The organism is Klebsiella sp. RIT-PI-d, from assembly GCF_001187865.1.
GTDB lineage: Bacteria > Pseudomonadota > Gammaproteobacteria > Enterobacterales > Enterobacteriaceae > Superficieibacter.
On the sequence record NZ_LGIT01000009.1, the window covers coordinates 16,669 to 35,288 of the forward strand.

Sequence of the window (18,620 nt, forward strand, 5' to 3'; positions counted from 1 at the left end):
TGATGACCAAAGCACTTGATTTTTCCACCGGTTACGCCTCACAACGTCCACCTGTAATGGGACGTAACGCCGTGGCGACCTCTCAGCCGCTGGCGGCACAGGCCGGAATGCGAATGCTGCAACTGGGCGGAAATGCGGTGGATGCGGCTATTGCAACGGCGATGGCGCTTACCGTCGTTGAGCCGACCGGCTGCGGTATCGGTAGTGATGCATTTGCCATTGTCTGGGATGGAAAAAAACTGCACGGCCTGAACGCATCCGGGCGCTCGCCTGCCAGCTGGCACGCCGATCTCTTCGCCGGTAAAACGGCAGTGCCTGAAATTGGCTGGGATGCGGTAACCGTACCGGGCGCGGTATCCGGCTGGGTGGCGCTGGCTGAGCGGTTTGGTACGCTGCCGCTGACCACGCTGGCGCAACCGGCTATTGAATATGCGCGCGACGGTTTCCCGGTATCCCCGCTTATTGGCCACTTATGGCAGCGCGGCTATAACAAACTGAAAGACCAGCCGGGGTTTAGCGCCTGCTTTGCGCCAGAAGGGCGCGCACCGCGTGTCGGCGAGATTTTCCGCAATCCGGCGCAGGCGAAAACCCTGGAGCTGATTGCCCAAACTCAGGGTGAAGCGTTCTATCGCGGCGAGCTGGCACAGAAAATCGCCGCCTTTGCCGCCGAGCATGGCGCGCATCTGACGGCAGACGATCTGGCAGATCATCGTGTGGATTGGGTCGATCTGTTATCGCGGGATTTTGCCGGTGGATCGGTACAGGAGTTACCGCCTAACGGACAGGGGATCGCCACGCTTATCGCGCTGGGCATTCTGGAGAACTGCGATATTGGCCGCTACGATCCGGATTCAGTACAGTCGTTACATCTTTCCATTGAGGCGATGAAACTGGCGCTTGCCGATCTGGATCGTTATGTTGCCGATGAAGCGCATATGGAGTTTGCTGCGAAGACGCTGCTGAGCGATAGCTATTTGCAATCCCGCGCCGCGCTGATTGATCCGGATAAGGCATCGGATTTCACCTACGGTTCGCCAACCCAGAGCGGCACGGTTTATCTTTCTACGGCCGATGCCAGCGGCATGATGGTGTCATTTATTCAGTCGAACTTTATGGGGTTTGGCTCCGGCGTTGTGGTACCGGATACCGGAATTAGCCTGCAAAATCGCGGCTGCGGTTTTGTTCTCGATCCTGCGCACCCCAACGCGCTGGCTGGTAGCAAACGCCCGTTTCATACCATCATTCCAGGTTTTGCGATGGACGGAAACGGTCAGCCGCTTATGTCATTTGGCGTGATGGGCGGGCCGATGCAGGCGCAGGGACATATGCAAATGGCATTGCGGATTATGTTGCACGGCCAGAATCCGCAGGCCGCCATTGACGCGCCGCGCTGGCGAGTGGTGCAGGGCAGGGAGGTTGTCGTCGAATCGACCTTCAGTCGCAATGTGATCGCCGGACTGCGCGAGCGTGGCCATCAGGTTACGGTAGAAGATCCGTTGCAGGAGTACAATTTCGGCGGCGCGCAGATCATTTATCGCCTGCCGGAGGGGCATTATGTGGCGGCGAGTGAAAGCCGTAAAGATGGACAGGCGCTGGTGAGCTAACCGATCGCCGCGGTGCCGTCATGCCCGGTGGCGCTTACGCATACCGGGCCTGCGGTATCTATTAATTCTCCCTCAGGGAGAGGGCAGGGGTGAGGGTGGTTTATCCGCTAAGACTAAACGGATCGGCATCCTGCCATGCCGGGAATTTCTCCCGATACTCTTTCAGCGCCGTCAAAGACAGTTCCGCGTCAATCCGCGTGGCTTTATGCGGTTCGGCAGAGGCCAGGATCTCCCCTTGCGGCGTGATCACCCGACTGTCACCGCGATAATGATGACCGTTACCATCGGTGCCAACGCGGTTACAGCCCAGTACATACGCCTGATTTTCTATGGCCCGCGCCGTTAATAGTGCCTGCCAGTGTAGCGAACGTGGCGCTGGCCAGTTGGCAACATACAGTGCCAGATCATAATCATTACGATTACGTGACCATAGCGGAAATCGCAGGTCGTAGCAGACCAGCGGTAAAATACGCCAGCCGCGCCATTCAACGATTACTCGTTCAATGCCTGCCTCATAATGAAGATGTTCTTCAGCCATACGGAACAGGTGACGCTTATCGTAAAAATGTACCTTTCCCTCTGGTTCAACAAGCAGAAAACGGTTAACCGGCCCACGTTCACTTTGTAGCGCAGCACTACCGGCAATGAGCGCATTGGTCTGGCGGGCTTTCTCATGCATCCAGGCGACGACAGCGTCTTGCGACAGCGACTGCTGAGCTGCCTGCATGGCGAAACCGGTGGTAAACATTTCCGGCAGCACAATAACGTCGCGCCCGGCGATCCCTTCCAGCTGGCGATCAAAATGTCGCAGGTTAGCCGGTCCGTCCATCCAGACCAGCGGCTGTTGTAATAGCGTTACTTTCAGGCCAGGCACAATCGTACTCCTCGTTTGACGTCCTTTACTCACTCTAGCATGGCGCAGAAAATAAAAAACCCCGCCTGAGCGGGGTGAAAAAAGTGACAGATTGTTATGCCGCTTCAGGTTTACGCAACGTGACCGGCGGCTTTTTTACCGGCTGCGTCGCCAGCGCATCAGGCTCAAAATCGTCAACGTTAATACTGCGTAAACGGCTCTCTTCAGCTTTAATCAGCAGAGCCGCTTCATCCTGATCGATAAGCCCTTTCGCCAGCGCATTTTTTGCCAGCGCGTCCAGACGGGTAAACGGCAGATTTTTACCCAGTTCTTTACAGATGCGTTGATGAACAGGATCGGCCGCCATTACATCGCGCAGCGCCGCTTCCAGCAAGCCCACCGGGTTATGCTCGTCCGGGGTCAGATACTGACCGCGACCAATGCGTGACCGGGTGGCGCACGGCGTTTGCAGGATCTGCGCGACCTTATGATCGAGTTTGTCAGACGGTGCATCGTAGTGGCGACCGGTCGGGAAAATGGTCGCCCCCAGCAAACCGGCAACCGCGCGATTGGGGAAGTTACGCAGCAGTTCACCCATCGCGATTTCGGCCTGATTCAGCGCATCCTGCACGCCCCAGTGCACCAGCGGCAAATCAGCCTCATGACGGCCTTCGTCGTCATAGCGCTTAAGCACGGCAGATGCGAGATAAAGCTGGCTCAGCACGTCGCCGAGACGAGCTGAAATGCGTTCACGACGCTTCAGACTGCCGCCGAGAACCGCCATCGATACGTCAGAAAGCAGGGCCAGGTTGGCACTCAAACGGTTGAGGTGCTGATAATAACGTTTTGTCGCATCCTGCGCTGGTGAGCTACTGGTCAGGCCGCGCGTCAGCCCCAGCCAGACGCTACGCACCAGATTCGATCCGACATGACCGACATGTTTGAACAGCAGAGTATCAAACGCATTCGCATCGTTATTCTGCGCGGCGGCCATTTCATCCAGCACGTACGGGTGACAGCGGATCGCGCCCTGACCGAAGATCATCATGCTGCGGGTCAGGATGTTCGCGCCTTCTACCGTGATCGCAATCGGCGCGCCCTGGTAGGCTCGGGCCAGGAAATTGCCTTCGCCCAGCATAATTCCTTTTCCGCCGGTAATATCCATGGCGTCAATGATTGCGCGCTGCCCACGGTGGGTACAATGATATTTAACAATTGCCGACAGAACCGCCGGTTTCTCACCGAGCATAATCCCGTAGGTAATTAATGATGCGGCCGCATCCATTACGTAAGCATTCCCGGCAATACGTGCCAGCGGCTCCTCAATACCTTCCATTTTACCAATCGATACTTTGAACTGGCGGCGGATATGCGCATAGGCACCGGTCGCCATTGCCGCTGATTTCAGGCCGCCCGTTGAGTTTGATGGCAGGGTGATCCCGCGTCCTACGGACAGGCACTCAACCAGCATCCGCCATCCCTGACCGGCCATTTTGGGGCCGCCAATAATGTAATCGATCGGTACAAAGACGTCCTGACCGCGCGTTGGCCCATTCTGGAACGGCACGTTAAGCGGGAAATGGCGACGGCCAATCTCGACGCCCGGTGTGGCGGTTGGAATTAACGCGCAGGTGATACCGGGGTTTTCTTCCCCGCCCAGTAGTTTATCGGGGTCGGTCAGTTTGAATGCCAGGCCCAGCACGGTCGCGATCGGCGCGAGGGTGATATAACGTTTGTTCCAGGTCAGACGCATACCCAGAACCTGCTCTCCCTGCCAGTCACCCATACAGACGACACCGGTATCCGGGATCGCACCGGCATCAGAACCCGCTTCAGGACTGGTCAGCGCAAAGCAGGGGATCTCCTGCCCACGCGCCAGGCGCGGCAGATAATGATTTTTCTGTTCTTCAGTACCGTAATGCTGCAACAGTTCGCCCGGGCCTAATGAGTTCGGTACGCCTACGGTGATGGCCAGAATACCGGATACGCCGGAGAGCTTTTGCAGTACGCGAGACTGGGCATAAGCCGAGAATTCCAGGCCGCCGTACTCTTTTTTGATGATCATCGCGAAGAAGCGATGCTCTTTCAGAAATGCCCACAGCTCCGGCGGTAAATCGGCCAGTTCATGGGTAATTTCAAAGTCGTTTGCCATGCGACAGGCTTCTTCCGTCGGGCCATCGATAAAGGCCTGCTCTTCGGCGGTCAACTGCGGTTGCGGATAGCTGTGCAGCTTTTTCCAGTCCGGCGTGCCGCGAAACAGATCGCCTTCCCACCAGGTTGTACCGGCATCAATGGCCTCTTTTTCAGTACGCGACATTGGCGGCATGACTTTACGGAAGCTGCGAAATGCCGGGACGGAAATCATCGATTTACGCACGGGCTTCACATTCAGCGGCAGCAACAGCAGCGCGACCGGCAACAGCATCCACAGCGACCAGAGGCCAGCAGCACCCAGCGCTGCCGTCCACGCCAGCAGGATCAGGCTGCTCAGCGCTAAGCTGACCCGATGATAGAACAGCACGCCTGTCAGAATAACGGTTGCAATAATACTCAAAATCATCATAACGAAAAGCTCCCTGGCTTGTAGGAGGTCTGACCACTTGTGATGATATGGTTGTAGTGGATGTTATTTTTTTTATCAATGTGTTTACAATATAATTACAACCTTGCTCACATTGTTGCCGATTTTAAACGCACGGATAATCAAAACAGCCATTAATCGTACCGGCTTATACTTCCCGCTTTTGGTGCGATTGAGTACACTGCACCTTATCATTTTCATAAAAGCTGAAGGATGTGCTCATGTACCAGGATCTGATCCGTAATGAACTGAACGAAGCGGCGGAGACGCTGGCTAACTTTCTGAAAGATGAAGCCAACATTCACGCTATCCAGCGTGCAGCGGTGCTGCTGGCGGACAGCTTCAAGGCGGGTGGCAAGGTGCTCTCTTGCGGTAATGGCGGTTCTCATTGCGATGCGATGCATTTTGCGGAAGAGCTGACCGGGCGCTACCGGGAAAATCGTCCTGGCTATCCGGCTATTGCCATTTCTGACGTCAGCCACATTTCCTGCGTCGGCAATGATTTTGGCTACGATCATATTTTTTCCCGCTATGTTGAAGCGGTAGGTCGTGAAGGTGACGTGCTGCTGGGGATTTCCACCTCCGGTAACTCTGCTAACGTTATTAAAGCGATTGAAGCGGCTCGCGAGAAGGGTATGAAGGTCATTACTCTGACGGGTAAAGACGGCGGTAAGATGGCCGGTTCAGCAGATATTGAAATTCGCGTGCCGCATTTTGGTTATGCCGATCGCGTTCAGGAGATCCATATCAAAGTGATCCATATCCTGATCCAGCTTATTGAAAAAGAGATGGTTAAAGCCTGATTTTACGGAGTAACCTGCACGGGTGTATGAGGTGAGCTATGTGTGAATTGCTCGGGATGAGCGCCAACGTGCCAACGGATATCTGCTTTAGTTTTTCCGGGCTTGTTCAGCGTGGAGGCGGGACCGGGCCGCATAAAGACGGCTGGGGGATCACCTTTTACGAAGGTAAGGGCTGTCGCACATTTAAAGATCCGCAGCCGAGCTTTAACTCACCGATCGCTAAACTGGTGCAGGATTATCCCATCAAGTCCTGCTCCGTAGTGGCGCATATTCGCCAGGCGAACCGGGGAGAAGTGGCGCTGGAAAATACCCATCCGTTCACCCGCGAGTTGTGGGGACGCAACTGGACCTACGCGCATAACGGGCAAATGACCGGGTATAAATCGCTTGAAACGGGTATGTTTCGTCCGGTCGGCGATACCGACAGTGAAAAAGCCTTTTGCTGGCTATTGTATAAGTTGACCCAGCGCTATCCACGCACGCCGGGCAATATGCTGGCGGTGTTTAAGTACATTGCGACACTGGCCGCAGAGATGCGTCAGAAAGGGGTGTTCAATATGCTGCTGTCGGACGGGCGTTATGTGATGGCGTTCTGCTCGACCAATCTGTACTGGATCACCCGACGCGCACCGTTTGGCCGGGCCACGCTTATCGATCAGGACATGGAAATCGATTTTCAGCGGGAAACCACACCTGATGATGTGGTTTCCGTGATCGCCACTCAGCCGTTGACCGGCAATGAAACCTGGCAACGAATTATGCCAGGCGAGTGGGCGCTATTTTGTCTCGGTGAGCGAGTAGTTTGACGCCAGCTGCGGATGCACAATTTCGTGGCTTAGCGGCTTGCTGACTACGTAGCGGCCATCAACAACTGAAACCATCGGCGGCTGCTGCGTTTGTGCGAAGTAGTCGTAACCCGGTTTCAGTTGCTTCCAGAAATCGTTATACGTGGAATACTTATGGCGCTGCATATTGGCATCGGTCATACGGAACGGATAAATACTGACCTGCACCACCGGCTGACCAAAGACCAGCGCACCGGTGACAAACTGGAAAATTTCGTCAATACCAGAGTCGGTCATTGCATAGCAGCCAATTGACACGCAGTTGCCGTGGATCATCAGATACTTGCCTTCATAGCCATGCGCGCGATCGAACGCGTTCGGAAAACCAATATTAATGGCTTTATAGAAGCGGCTATCGGGTTTGAGCTGGCTACGCTGGACAGAATAGAAGCCTTCGGGGCTTTTAAAATCGCCCTGACGCTGTTTAGGCCCCAATCCGCCGGAATACTTGCAGATTTGGTAGCTATCAAGAAGTTGGTATTTTTCGCCCATTTTGACGTAGAGATCGAGGGCGCGCTCTTCCTTGAAGATCTGGATATAGACCGGCGACCCCATTAACTGCTGCTTATACTCTTTATTCACCGGCGTACCTGAACCGGTCAGACCGGCAAAAGAGACGCATGGCATCAGAAGCATCGCAAGAAAAAATGCGATTATGCGCATACTGCTTATTCCTTGATAAACGTTACCACATTGCCAGAACGGCAAAAGAGACCCGAAATCAGACTTGTCTGGATTAGGAGCGCTCACATTAGCACCACCGTAATTTTTCGCAAGCCTGACGTGCAGCGTTTACAATTTAGTTTGCGTTTACGTGCTGTTTTGCATGTCTGGCGGCGCTGCGCGCGGGTTACACGCAGGCGGGTAAACAGATTTCTCAAAGCGTGAATGCCACTGTATACTTAACCAGTGGCCGGCGAGGGAACCTGATGCGTAAAATCATACATGTCGATATGGACTGCTTCTATGCGGCGGTAGAGATGCGCGATAATCCGGCGCTGCGTGATGTTCCGCTGGCAATTGGCGGCAGCCGCGAACGCCGTGGCGTAATCAGTACCGCAAATTATCCGGCGCGTAAATTTGGCGTACGCAGCGCGATGTCCACTGCAATGGCGCTGAAGCTTTGCCCTCACTTAACGTTGCTTCCGGGGCGGTTTGATGCCTATCGGGAAGCCTCCGAACATATCCGGGACATTTTTTCGCGTTATACCTCGCTTATCGAACCGCTCTCGCTGGATGAAGCTTACCTTGATGTGACCGACAGCCTTCATTGCCACGGCTCAGCCACGCTAATGGCGCAGGCGATCCGTAAAACAATCAATGATGAACTGGATCTCACGGCCTCGGCGGGCATTGCGCCCATCAAGTTTCTCGCCAAAATCGCCTCCGATCTGAATAAGCCCAACGGCCAATATGTGATTACGCCTCAAGATGTACCCGGTTTTTTAAAAACGTTGCCGCTGAGTAAAATACCCGGCGTCGGTAAAGTTTCTGCCGCGAAGCTTGAGAATATGGGGCTGCGCACCTGTGAAGATGTGCAAAATAGCGATCTGGCCCTGCTGTTAAAACGCTTTGGTAAATTTGGCCGGGTGTTATGGGAGCGTAGCCAGGGCATCGACGATCGGGCGATTGATAACGAGCGGTTAAGAAAGTCGGTGGGCGTTGAGCGCACGCTGGCAGAAGATATTCACCAGTGGCCAGAATGCGAGGCTATTATTGAGCGCCTGTATCCGGAGCTGGAAAGTCGGCTGGCAAAAGTAAAGCCCGATCTCCTTATTGCCCGTCAGGGGGTAAAACTCAAGTTTACTGATTTTCAGCAGACGACGCAGGAGCACGTCTGGCCAAAGCTGAATAAAGACGACCTGATTGCCACCGCACGTAAAACCTGGAACGAGCGCCGCAACGGGCGAGGTGTCCGGCTGGTGGGGCTGCACGTGACGCTGCTCGATCCGCAGCTGGAAAGGCAGCTACTTTTGGGCCTGTAACAGCTAACGGATTTTATCGCTTATAAACGCGATAGTGTGCTGACAGTTTTTTTGGACGTGACGTGCTCTATGACGATCCTGCAACATTTCCACTGGGCAGGCTCGAGCAGGTAGCACATATCCATTCTGTGTCCGGTATTAACGCTGAAAACGTTCGAAAGAAAGGCGTGTACGCATAAAAATGAACCCGATAAGTACGGCTACCGGGTTCATCATTATTACACGCAGCGTAAGGCGATTACTTCTGCGGAATGGCTTTCAGCAGTTCTGTCAGCAGCGTCCAGTACTGGCCCACGCTTTCAATATGAACCTGTTCATCCGGCGAGTGTGGGCCGGTAATTGTTGGCCCAATAGACACCATATCCATTTCCGGGTACGGCTTTTTGAACAGGCCGCATTCCAGACCGGCGTGGATCACCTGAATATTCGGTACTTTATCAAACAGGCGTTGATAGGTTTCACGCACCAGCTGCATAACCGGTGAATTTGCATCCGGCTGCCAGCCCGGATAGCCACCTTTCGGCTGGGTTTTCGCGCCGGCCAGCTTGCCCAGAGATTCCAGCATACTGACTACGTAGTCTTTACCGCTGTCAATAAGCGAGCGGATCAGGCAGTGAATTTCAACATTGTCATCGGTCATGGTAACCACACCCACGTTCAGTGAGGTCTCAACCACGCCTTTCGCCACGTCGGAATTACGGATCACGCCGTTTGGTGTTGCGTTCAGCAGCTGAACGAAACGGTCACGGGACTGCGCGTTAAGCGCGCCTTTATCGGTCGTGGCCGGTTCCAGCACCAGGTTCAGATTCTTTTCTTTAATCGACAGCTCGTTTTTCAGGATGTCGAGATAAGTAGTAACCTGTGCTTTTAATGCATCCACTTTATCAGCAGCGACAGCCACGGTCGCAAACGCTTCACGCGGGATCGCATTACGCAGGGTGCCGCCGTTAAAATCAACCAGACGCAGATCTAACTCTGCGGCGTGAACGGCCAAAAAGCGCGCCAGCAGTTTATTGGCGTTGCCCAGACCTAAGTGGATATCGCCGCCAGAGTGACCGCCTTTCAGGCCTTTCAGCGTCAACTTCACACTCTGGAAATCAGCCGGAATGGCTTCACGGGTCAGGGTCAGGTTAGAGGTAAAATCAATCCCTCCCGCGCAGCCCATGTAGATTTCACCTTCTTCTTCCGAGTCGGTGTTAATCAGAATATCCGCCTGTAACCAACCGGCCTGAAGACCGAATGCACCGTCCATGCCGGTTTCTTCGGTCATGGTCAGCAGGACTTCCAGCGGGCCATGCTCAACGCTTTCATCCGCGAGGACCGCCAGCGCAGAGGCCATACCGATCCCGTTATCTGCGCCCAGCGTCGTACCGCGTGCTTTCACCCACTCGCCGTCGATATAGGGCTGAATCGGATCTTTAGCGAAGTCGTGGACCGTATCATTGTTCTTCTGCGGCACCATATCGAGGTGCGCCTGCAAGACGACGGGCTTACGATTTTCCATACCCGCGGTGGCGGCCTTACGGATCAGAATATTGCCTACAGCATCGCGATCGACAAACAATCCTTTCTCTTTTGCCCAGCCCATAATGTGCTGAGCGAGTTCTTCTTCATGGTGAGAAGGATGCGGAATGGAACAGATTTTGGCAAAAATATCCCACAGCGGCTGCGGAGATAATTGAGACAGTTCAGACACGATAAGTCTCCTTTCGACTTTCTGCAAACAGGCTGCAGGTCAGGGGTTAGCAAAAAAGATCACACAGCACGTCAGGCTTGCGGGATGAGCTTGAGAATACCACTTTATGCGGTGACGACCAGTACTAAGCGCGTAAAAACAGCCCTCAATGCCGCTTAGCACTGGTTTTTAGCGTTTCAGATCTCTATAATCTCGCGCAACCTATTTCCCCCTCGAACACTTTTTAAGCCGTAAAAACAGGCTGGGATACTTCACATGAGCGAAAAATACATCGTCACCTGGGACATGTTGCAGATTCACGCACGCAAACTGGCCACTCGCCTGATGCCGTCAGAACAGTGGAAAGGCATTATTGCCGTTAGCCGTGGGGGTCTGGTTCCAGGCGCGCTGCTGGCGCGTGAACTGGGTATTCGTCATGTAGATACCGTGTGCATCTCCAGCTATGACCACGACAACCAGCGCGAGCTGAAAGTCCTCAAGCGTGCCGAAGGCGACGGCGAAGGCTTTATTGTCATTGACGATCTGGTCGATACCGGCGGTACGGCTGTCGCGATCCGCGAAATGTATCCAAAAGCGCATTTCGTCACGATCTTTGCAAAACCGGCGGGGCGTCCGCTGGTTAATGATTATGTTGTTGATATTCCGCAAGATACCTGGATTGAACAGCCGTGGGATATGGGCGTAGTTTTTGTTCCGCCGATCTCAGGCCGTTAATTTTCGCTTTTTTCAACGCCCGGTTTACCGGGCGTTGTTCTTTTTAGCCTGTAGCACGTTACAATGAGCGTCATCACTGAAGAGTTCATGGAGGCTACGCGCAATGACTCAGGCCAATCTCAGCGAAACCTTATTCAAACCCCGTTTTAAACATCCTGAAACCTCAACGCTGGTCCGACGGTTTAATCGGGGCGAACAGCCGCTGATCCAATCCACGCTGGACGGTAAAAACGTCCCACACTGGTATCGCATGATTAACCGCCTGATGTGGATCTCGCGCGGTGTCGATGCCCGTGAAATTCTTGATGTACAAGCGCGTATTGTTATGAGTACCGCCGAGCGTACCGATGCCAGTCTTTATGATACCGTCGTCGGCTACCGCGGCGGCAACTGGATCTATGAATGGTCGACGCAGGCAATGCGCTGGCAGCAAAAGGCCAGTCAGGAACAAGACGCCGCCCTCTGTGGCCGTCACTGGCTCCATGCCTCTCATCTTTACAGCATTGCGTCCTATCCACATCTGAAAGGCGACGCGCTGTCTGAACAGGCGCAGGTATTAGCCAGCCGGGCTTATGAAGAGGCGGCCCGGCGTCTGCCAGGACAAATGCGGGAGATGGAATTCACCATTCCCGGCGGCTCGCCGGTCACGGGCTTTCTGCATATGCCTGAAGGTGATGGGCCTTTTCCTGTCATTTTAGTGTGCGGTGGCCTTGATTCACTGCAATTCGATTTTTACAGCATATTCGAACGCTACTTCGCCCCGCTCGGTATCGCCATGCTGACGCTGGATATGCCCTCAATTGGCTTCTCGTCAAAATGGAAGCTAACGCAGGATTCCAGCCTGCTGCATCAGCATGTCCTCAAGGCCCTGCCGGATATTCCGTGGATCGACCATACCCGGGTGGCGCTTTTTGGGTTTCGCTTTGGCGCCAACGTGGCGGTGCGGCTCGCCTATCTTGAGTCGCCACGGCTGAAAGCGGTGGCCTGTCTGGGCCCGATGGTTCACACCCTGCTCAGCGATCCACAGCGTCAGGGTAGCATCCCTGAAATGTATCTTGATGTGCTTGCCAGCCGCCTTGGGATGCACGATGCGTCTGATGAAGCGCTGCGCGTTGAGCTAAACCGGTATTCACTTAAAACGCAGGGATTACTGGGACGCCGCTGCCCGACGCCCATGTTGTCCGGCTACTGGCAGAACGATCCCTTTAGCCCGGAAGCGGAGTCGCGTCTGATCGCCTCTTCCTCGGCCGACGGCAAACTGCTGCCGATCGCGTTTAACCCGGTTTACCGTAATTTTGACAAGGCGCTGAAAGAAATTACTGCCTGGATTAATCATAGATTTGGTTAATAGATTGCTAATTTCTATTGATTTGGTAAAACAGTTGCATCACAAAAGGAGATAGCAATGACGTTACCAAGTGGACACCCGAGAAGCAGACTGATAAAGAAGTTTACTGCGTTGGGCCCTTACATCCGTGAAGAGCAATGTAAAGATAACCGCTTCTTTTTTGATTGCCTGGCAGTTTGCGTTAATGTCAAACCGGCACCTGAAAAGCGTGAGTTCTGGGGATGGTGGATGGAAATGGACGCCGAAGAAAAACGTTTCACCTACCGCTACCATTTCGGTTTGTTCGATAAAGAAGGCACGTGGCAGCCTGTGGAGATCAAAGATCCTGAGGTCACTGAGCGTCTTGAGCACACCCTGCGCCAGTTTTATGAAAGAGCGCGTGACCTGCTGACCACGCTTGAACTGTCTCTGGAGCCTGCCGAAGGCTTTTCCGGGAAAGCCATTAAGTAATCAGCTTTATACGCTATGAATAAAAAAGCCCTGTCTCGACAGGGCTTTTTCGTATGAAGATTTTGTATCATTAAAACTGATATGTCAGGCCTGCGGCAACGATATCATCGCTGTTGATCCCGAGCTTGTTATCGTCATCCAGCTGGTTGATTTTATAATCAACGAAAGCCGACATGTTCTTGTTGAAATAATATGTTGCGCCGACGTCAATATATTTGACGATATCTTCATCACCCACCCCTTCAATATCTTTACCCTTAGACTGCACATAGCCCAGAGATGGACGCAGACCGGATTCAAACTGATACTGGGCGACAGCTTCAAAATGCTGCGCTTTATTGGCAAAACCGCCTGAAATTGGCGTCATATTACGCGTTTCAGAATACATAGTAGCCAGATAGATATTATTAGCGTCATATTTCAGGCCGGTTGCCCAGGCTTCGGCTTTGTCGCCCTGACCGCGCGGTGCCAGCAGTGGATTTTGCTGATCGGCAGTACGATCGGAGTTGGTATATGCGCCGCTGACGGCAAAATCGCTGCCGCCAAAATCATAGCTCAGAGAGGTACCGAAACCGTCACCGTTCTGTTTCTTAACGTCGCGGCCTTCGTTTTTGCCCTGATACTGTAAGGTCAAATCCAGTCCGTCAACCGCACCAAAGAAGTCTGTATTACGATAGGTTGCCAGCCCGCTGGCACGTTTGGTCATAAAGTTGTCGGTCTGTGCAGAAGAGTCGCCGCCGAACTCAGGGAACATATCGGTCCAGGCTTCAACATCGTACAGTGCACCCAGGTTACGACCGTAATCAATCGAGCCAAATTCGCTAAATTTCAAACCGGCAAAGGCCAGACGAGTTTTCTGCGAGCTGCTGTTGCCTTCTTCTTTGTTACCGGCAAATTCGGCTTCCCAGCGACCAAATCCGGTCAATTGATCGTTGATTTGCGTTTCGCCTTTAAATCCAAAACGTACATAAGTTTGATCGCCGTCTTTACTGTCATTATCGCTGAAGTAATGCATGGCTTTTACTTTGCCATACACATCAAGTTTATTGCTGTTCTTATTATAAACTTCAGCTGCCTGAACGGCTGAGGACGCTGCAACACCCATTACTACTAATGCCAGAATGCTCTTTTTCATTTTTAACCCTGCTTCTTTGAAAGTCGTGCAAATAAATACAGGCTTCTGCCCCGTTGAAAACATGAAGGGTTTTAACGTCTGAGGATGAAAGATTTATGACAGTTTCAGATTATTGCTAAAATATTCACATTAATTATGTTTGTAATGAAACGGTAACGCTGCGTCGCTACGCTTGCTGATCCTGCGCAACAAAATGTTGCGTGCAATGCTGCCAGAGTTGGCAAGCGGCCTGACTCCTGTTACAACGTTTGCCTGATACCTATTTCTTATTTGTATACGGCAGAAAATGATGAGTGACAGCCAGACGCTGGTGGTAAAACTGGGCACCAGCGTATTAACCGGCGGATCGCGCCGCCTGAACCGGGCCCATATTGTTGAACTGGTGCGCCAGTGCGCGCAGCTTCATGCCGCCGGGCATCGCATTGTTATTGTCACCTCTGGCGCGATTGCCGCCGGACGTGAACATCTTGGTTACCCTGAGCTTCCGGCAACCATCGCCTCAAAACAGCTGCTGGCTGCGGTAGGGCAGAGCCGCCTGATCCAGCTCTGGGAACAGCTTTTCTCCATTTATGGCATTCATATCGGGCAGATGCTGCTGACCCGCGCCGACATGGAAGACAGAGAGCGTTTTTTGAACGCGCGTGACACCCTGCGCGCGCTGCTTGATAACAATATCGTCCCGGTCATTAACGAAAATGACGCGGTGGCCACCACCGAAATCAAAGTTGGTGATAACGATAACCTTTCGGCACTGGCTGCAATCCTCGCCGGTGCGGATAAATTGCTCCTGCTAACCGATCAGCAGGGCCTGTATACCGCCGACCCGCGCAACAACCCTGCCGCCGAACTGATCGAAAATGTGTACAGCATTGACGACGGCCTGCGTGCCGTTGCCGGTGACAGTGTTTCTGGTCTGGGAACCGGTGGGATGGGTACCAAACTTCAGGCGGCCGATGTCGCCTGTCGGGCAGGCATTGATACTATCATCGCTGCCGGTAGCCGCCCGGGCGTGATTGGCGACGTGATGGAAAATATTTCTGTCGGTACGCGCTTTCATGCTCAGGAGTCTCCGCTGGAGAACCGCAAGCGCTGGATTTTCGGCGCACCGCCTGCGGGCGAAATTACCGTTGATGAGGGCGCAACCGCTGCCATTCTGCAACGCGGTAGTTCATTGCTTCCCAAAGGCATTAAAAACGTGACAGGAAACTTCTCCCGTGGTGAAGTGATCCGCATTCGAAGTCTTGATGGCCGCGACATCGCCCACGGCGTTAGCCGCTATAACAGCGATGCGCTACGCCGTATTGCCGGTCACCATTCTCAACAAATCGACGCGATCCTCGGCTATGAATATGGCCCGGTAGCCGTTCATCGCGACGATATGATCACACGCTAAGGAGCGTACGATGCTGGAAAAAATGGGGAAAGAGGCTAAAGCGGCGTCTTACCAGCTGGCGCTGCTGAGCAGTAAAGAAAAAAACCGCGTGCTGGGAAAAATCGCTGACTATCTGGAGTCGCACGCCCAGGACATCCTGGCGGCTAACGAACAGGATCTGCAGGAAGCACGTGATAACGGTTTGAGCGATGCGATGCTCGACCGCCTGGCGCTCAGCCCGGCACGCCTGAATGCGATTGCCAGCGACGTTCGTCAGGTCTGCCAGCTGGCCGATCCGGTAGGGCAGATTATCGATGGCGGTCTGCTGGACAGCGGGCTGCGCATTGAACGTCGTCGCGTCCCGCTCGGGGTCATTGGGGTTATTTATGAAGCGCGTCCCAACGTGACCGTTGACGTCGCCTCCCTGTGTCTCAAAACCGGCAATGCGGCCATCTTGCGCGGCGGTAAAGAGACGTGGCGCACCAATGCTGCAACAGTTAAGGTCATTCAGCAGGCGCTGGAAGAGTGCGGCCTGCCCGCCGGCGCCGTTCAGGCGATCGAAAGCCCGGACCGCGCGCTGGTGAGTGAGCTGCTGCGCATGGATAAGTACATCGACATGCTGATCCCGCGCGGTGGGGCAGGGCTGCACAAGCTGTGCCGCGAGCAATCCACCATTCCGGTTATCACCGGCGGCATTGGCGTTTGCCATATTTTTGTCGATGCGTCCGCAGAGATCGCCCCTGCGCTCGACATCCTCGTTAATGCGAAAACTCAGCGTCCCAGTACCTGCAACACGGTTGAAACCCTGCTGGTACATCAGGCTATTGCCGAACGGTTTTTGCCGGCGCTCAGCGAGCGGATGGCGAAAAGCAGCGTAACGCTTCACGCGGATGCTAACGCCATTGCACTGTTAGAAGCCGGTCCGGCGCAGGTTACACCGGTGAAAGCAGAAGAGTATGATAACGAGTTCTTATCGCTGGATCTGAACGTCAAGCTGGTTACTGACCTGGACGACGCGATTGCCCACATTCGCCAGCATGGCACTCAGCATTCCGATGCTATCCTGACGCGCACCCTGCGTAACGCTAACCGTTTCGTTAACGAAGTGGATTCTTCCGCCGTTTACGTCAACGCCTCTACCCGCTTCACCGACGGCGGCCAGTTTGGCCTTGGCGCAGAAGTGGCCGTCAGCACGCAAAAATTGCACGCACGCGGTCCGATGGGTCTGGAAGCGCTGACCACCTACAAGTGGATCGGTTACGGCGACGATACTATTCGTGCTTAAATGCCCCCGGGTGATGCAAAAATAGTCGGTTGATTCATCAGGCCATTGACGCATCGCCCGGTTAGTTTTAACCTTCTCTCCCGTGATTTACCGCAGGTGAATCACTCCCTTCCCAGGGCCGATATAGCTCAGTTGGTAGAGCAGCGCATTCGTAATGCGAAGGTCGGAGGTTCGACTCCTCTTATCGGCACCATTTCAAGATCTTCTCAAGTCTATCGAAATCAACTTAAAGCCCGTATACTGCGGTTTCTGGCCCATATCTTATCTTTTGTTATCAACTGGATCCAACCGGAATCAAGTCACAGTTGGGGGCATAAGTGGGGACATTTTGTGTTCGGTCCAGGGAGATGCCCCCAATGAAGCTTAATGCACGACAGGTAGACGCTGCGAAACCCAGAGAGAAAGCCTATAAGCTGGCAGATGTGGCTGGTTTGTATCTTGAGGTTGTTTCCTCTGGTTCTCGATACTGGCGGATGAAATATCGCTTTAATGGAAAAGAGAAGCGTATGGCTTTTGGTGTCTATCCAGCAGTGTCCCTTGCACAAGCGAGGGCACTACGTGATGAAGCCAAGAAAAAGCTGGCCGAGGGCATCGATCCGTCTTTCGCCAGGAAAGAAGAAAAGCTGGTTCGCGATGTGCAGCTCAACAACACGTTTCAGGCTGTGGCGCTTGAATGGCACGGAACGAAGGTGAGTCGATGGTCAGAAGGGTATGCCTCTGACATTATCGAAGCCTTCAATAAAGATATTTTCCCCTATATTGGCCAACAGCCGGTGAATGAAATTAAACCGCTGGTTCTGCTGAATATGCTGCGTAGATTGGAAAGCCGTGGCGCGACAGAGAAGGCCAAGAAGGTTCGCCAGCGCTGCAGTGAAGTCTTTCGTTACGCCATCGTGACTGGTCGTGCGGAATATAACCCTACAGCGGATCTTACCAGCGCGATGTCAGGGCATGAATCGAAGCATTATCCCTTCCTTACTGTTGAGGAGTTACCTGATTTCTTTAAAGCTCTCTCTGGTTATACAGGCAGCCCGCTGGTTGTTCTTGCCGCACGTTTGCTAATCCTTACGGGAGTACGCACCGGTGAGCTTCGAGGTGCATTCTGGAGCGAGTTTGATCTTGAGAAAGCGGTGTGGGAAATCCCTGCAGGTCGTATGAAGATGAAACGGCCCCACCTTGTGCCCCTGTCTACCCAAGCGCTGGAAATCGTACAACAGCTCAAAGTGATGTCTGGGCAATATCCTCTGGTGTTTCCTGGCAGGAATGATCCCCACAAAACGATGAGCGAAGCGAGTATTAATCAGGTATTTAAGCGGATTGGTTATACGGGTAAGGTAACGGGCATGGTTTCCGCCACACGATGAGTACGATTTTGCATGAGGAAGGGTTCAATACGGCATGGATTGAAACCCAGCTTGCGCATGTCGATAAGAATGCGATTCGTGGGACGTATAACCATACTCAGTATCTGGAAGGGCGTAGGGAGATGATGGAGTGGTATGCCGACTATATTAATAACATTGGCAAAAATAAACTTATCATAGCCTTATGATACTAGCTCCGAATTTAGCCGTTTATTGGTAGATAGCGTGAAAAATTAAGCAGAGTTCCCCCGTTCTGGAGGAACTCTAAACTAGAAATTTTTTTACTAATTTACATTTACGATTAATTCAGAAACATTACATTCGCGCCTGACGGTCTAATTAATACCAAAGATGAAACTCTCTGATTACTCGAAATTTTAAGTTACGGTGACCTGCATAATGGATCTCAAGCCAAAGAAATAATAGAGCTCAAAATATCGGAAAGGAAACTATGAGTAGTGAATGTGAGGTGTATTAATTCAATAGGTTAGGATTACATTTCAATGTAACCCTTTTTTTTCATGAAAAATACATTAGCAAGAAAGAAACATCTTCAAGCGTAGTATCGATTTTTTAATTTTAGAC

14 protein-coding genes, 1 tRNA gene and 1 pseudogene are annotated in these 18,620 nt (G+C 53.0%); 11 read left to right on the top strand and 5 right to left on the bottom strand.

Annotation, left to right across the window (positions count from 1 at the left end):
* Positions 1-2: 2 nt before the first annotated feature.
* Complete coding sequence (locus tag AC791_RS06685; protein ID WP_049839706.1) at positions 3-1,604, top strand: gamma-glutamyltransferase family protein; 1,602 nt, start codon at positions 3-5, stop codon at positions 1,602-1,604.
* 100 nt (positions 1,605-1,704) lie between these two features.
* Here AC791_RS06685 and AC791_RS06690 read toward each other — a convergent pair whose 3' ends face one another.
* Together AC791_RS06690 and fadE are read right to left on the bottom strand one after the other, a co-directional pair.
* On the bottom strand, positions 1,705-2,478 hold the full coding sequence (locus AC791_RS06690) for an amidohydrolase (RefSeq protein ID WP_049839707.1): 774 nt from the start codon (positions 2,476-2,478) through the stop codon (positions 1,705-1,707).
* Positions 2,479-2,572: 94 nt separating this feature from the next.
* Positions 2,573-5,020, bottom strand: coding sequence for an acyl-CoA dehydrogenase FadE (gene fadE / locus AC791_RS06695; RefSeq protein ID WP_049839708.1), 2,448 nt, complete (start codon positions 5,018-5,020; stop codon positions 2,573-2,575).
* A 239-nt stretch (positions 5,021-5,259) separates the two neighbouring features.
* Here fadE and lpcA point away from each other — a divergent pair, with 239 nt between their 5' ends.
* Together lpcA and AC791_RS06705 are read left to right on the top strand one after the other, a co-directional pair.
* On the top strand, positions 5,260-5,841 hold the full coding sequence (gene lpcA / locus AC791_RS06700; RefSeq protein WP_049839709.1) for a D-sedoheptulose 7-phosphate isomerase: 582 nt from the start codon (positions 5,260-5,262) through the stop codon (positions 5,839-5,841).
* Between the two features lie 38 nt (positions 5,842-5,879).
* Positions 5,880-6,647 (top strand): class II glutamine amidotransferase, encoded by a 768-nt coding sequence (locus tag AC791_RS06705; protein ID WP_049839710.1) that lies wholly within the window; start codon positions 5,880-5,882, stop codon positions 6,645-6,647.
* On the opposite strand, the gene dpaA is transcribed toward AC791_RS06705, so the two are convergent.
* Entirely contained in the window at positions 6,618-7,349 is a 732-nt protein-coding gene (gene dpaA, locus AC791_RS06710) for a peptidoglycan meso-diaminopimelic acid protein amidase (RefSeq protein ID WP_049839711.1), read from the bottom strand. The genes AC791_RS06705 and dpaA overlap by 30 nt on opposite strands.
* A gap of 266 nt (positions 7,350-7,615) precedes the next feature.
* On the opposite strand from dpaA, the gene dinB reads away from it, so the two are divergent.
* On the top strand, positions 7,616-8,671 hold the full coding sequence (dinB, locus tag AC791_RS06715) for a DNA polymerase IV (RefSeq protein ID WP_049839712.1): 1,056 nt from the start codon (positions 7,616-7,618) through the stop codon (positions 8,669-8,671).
* 238 nt (positions 8,672-8,909) lie between these two features.
* On the opposite strand, the gene pepD is transcribed toward dinB, so the two are convergent.
* The gene (pepD, locus tag AC791_RS06720) at positions 8,910-10,367 is read right to left on the bottom strand and encodes a cytosol nonspecific dipeptidase (RefSeq protein WP_049839713.1); all 1,458 of its coding nucleotides are present in this window, start codon (positions 10,365-10,367) and stop codon (positions 8,910-8,912) included.
* 255 nt (positions 10,368-10,622) lie between these two features.
* On the opposite strand from pepD, the gene gpt reads away from it, so the two are divergent.
* From gpt to crl, 3 genes are all read left to right on the top strand, one after another.
* Positions 10,623-11,081, top strand: coding sequence for a xanthine phosphoribosyltransferase (gene gpt / locus AC791_RS06725; protein ID WP_049839714.1), 459 nt, complete (start codon positions 10,623-10,625; stop codon positions 11,079-11,081).
* A 103-nt stretch (positions 11,082-11,184) separates the two neighbouring features.
* On the top strand, positions 11,185-12,429 hold the full coding sequence (frsA, locus tag AC791_RS06730; RefSeq protein WP_049839715.1) for an esterase FrsA: 1,245 nt from the start codon (positions 11,185-11,187) through the stop codon (positions 12,427-12,429).
* Positions 12,430-12,486: 57 nt separating this feature from the next.
* A complete protein-coding gene (gene crl, locus AC791_RS06735; protein ID WP_049839716.1) occupies positions 12,487-12,879 on the top strand; it encodes a sigma factor-binding protein Crl in 393 nt (130 codons plus the stop codon).
* Positions 12,880-12,949: 70 nt separating this feature from the next.
* Here crl and phoE read toward each other — a convergent pair whose 3' ends face one another.
* Positions 12,950-14,014, bottom strand: coding sequence for a phosphoporin PhoE (gene phoE / locus AC791_RS06740; RefSeq protein ID WP_049839717.1), 1,065 nt, complete (start codon positions 14,012-14,014; stop codon positions 12,950-12,952).
* Between the two features lie 289 nt (positions 14,015-14,303).
* Here phoE and proB point away from each other — a divergent pair, with 289 nt between their 5' ends.
* The 4 genes and pseudogenes from proB (at position 14,304) to AC791_RS06760 (ending at position 18,223) form a co-directional block, all read left to right on the top strand.
* The gene (gene proB, locus AC791_RS06745; RefSeq protein WP_049839718.1) at positions 14,304-15,407 is read left to right on the top strand and encodes a glutamate 5-kinase; all 1,104 of its coding nucleotides are present in this window, start codon (positions 14,304-14,306) and stop codon (positions 15,405-15,407) included.
* Between the two features lie 10 nt (positions 15,408-15,417).
* Positions 15,418-16,671: a glutamate-5-semialdehyde dehydrogenase gene (gene proA / locus AC791_RS06750; protein ID WP_049839719.1), complete on the top strand. Its 1,254-nt coding sequence runs from the start codon at positions 15,418-15,420 to the stop codon at positions 16,669-16,671.
* Between the two features lie 117 nt (positions 16,672-16,788).
* Positions 16,789-16,864: transfer RNA gene (locus AC791_RS06755), tRNA-Thr, on the top strand.
* 163 nt (positions 16,865-17,027) lie between these two features.
* Positions 17,028-18,223, top strand: a pseudogene (locus AC791_RS06760) (tyrosine-type recombinase/integrase).
* The last annotated feature ends 397 nt before the right edge of the window (positions 18,224-18,620 follow it).

Bases quoted from the DNA above. Each gene is read 5' to 3' on its own strand.
- AC791_RS06685 (WP_049839706.1), top strand. From the start codon at position 3: ATGACCAAAGCACTTGATTTTTCCACCGGTTACGCCTCACAACGTCCA.
- fadE (WP_049839708.1), bottom strand. From the start codon at position 5,020: ATGATGATTTTGAGTATTATTGCAACCGTTATTCTGACAGGCGTGCTG.
- lpcA (WP_049839709.1), top strand. From the start codon at position 5,260: ATGTACCAGGATCTGATCCGTAATGAACTGAACGAAGCGGCGGAGACG.
- AC791_RS06705 (WP_049839710.1), top strand. From the start codon at position 5,880: ATGTGTGAATTGCTCGGGATGAGCGCCAACGTGCCAACGGATATCTGC.
- dpaA (WP_049839711.1), bottom strand. From the start codon at position 7,349: ATGCGCATAATCGCATTTTTTCTTGCGATGCTTCTGATGCCATGCGTC.
- dinB (WP_049839712.1), top strand. From the start codon at position 7,616: ATGCGTAAAATCATACATGTCGATATGGACTGCTTCTATGCGGCGGTA.
- gpt (WP_049839714.1), top strand. From the start codon at position 10,623: ATGAGCGAAAAATACATCGTCACCTGGGACATGTTGCAGATTCACGCA.
- frsA (WP_049839715.1), top strand. From the start codon at position 11,185: ATGACTCAGGCCAATCTCAGCGAAACCTTATTCAAACCCCGTTTTAAA.
- crl (WP_049839716.1), top strand. From the start codon at position 12,487: ATGACGTTACCAAGTGGACACCCGAGAAGCAGACTGATAAAGAAGTTT.
- phoE (WP_049839717.1), bottom strand. From the start codon at position 14,014: ATGAAAAAGAGCATTCTGGCATTAGTAGTAATGGGTGTTGCAGCGTCC.
- proB (WP_049839718.1), top strand. From the start codon at position 14,304: ATGAGTGACAGCCAGACGCTGGTGGTAAAACTGGGCACCAGCGTATTA.
- proA (WP_049839719.1), top strand. From the start codon at position 15,418: ATGCTGGAAAAAATGGGGAAAGAGGCTAAAGCGGCGTCTTACCAGCTG.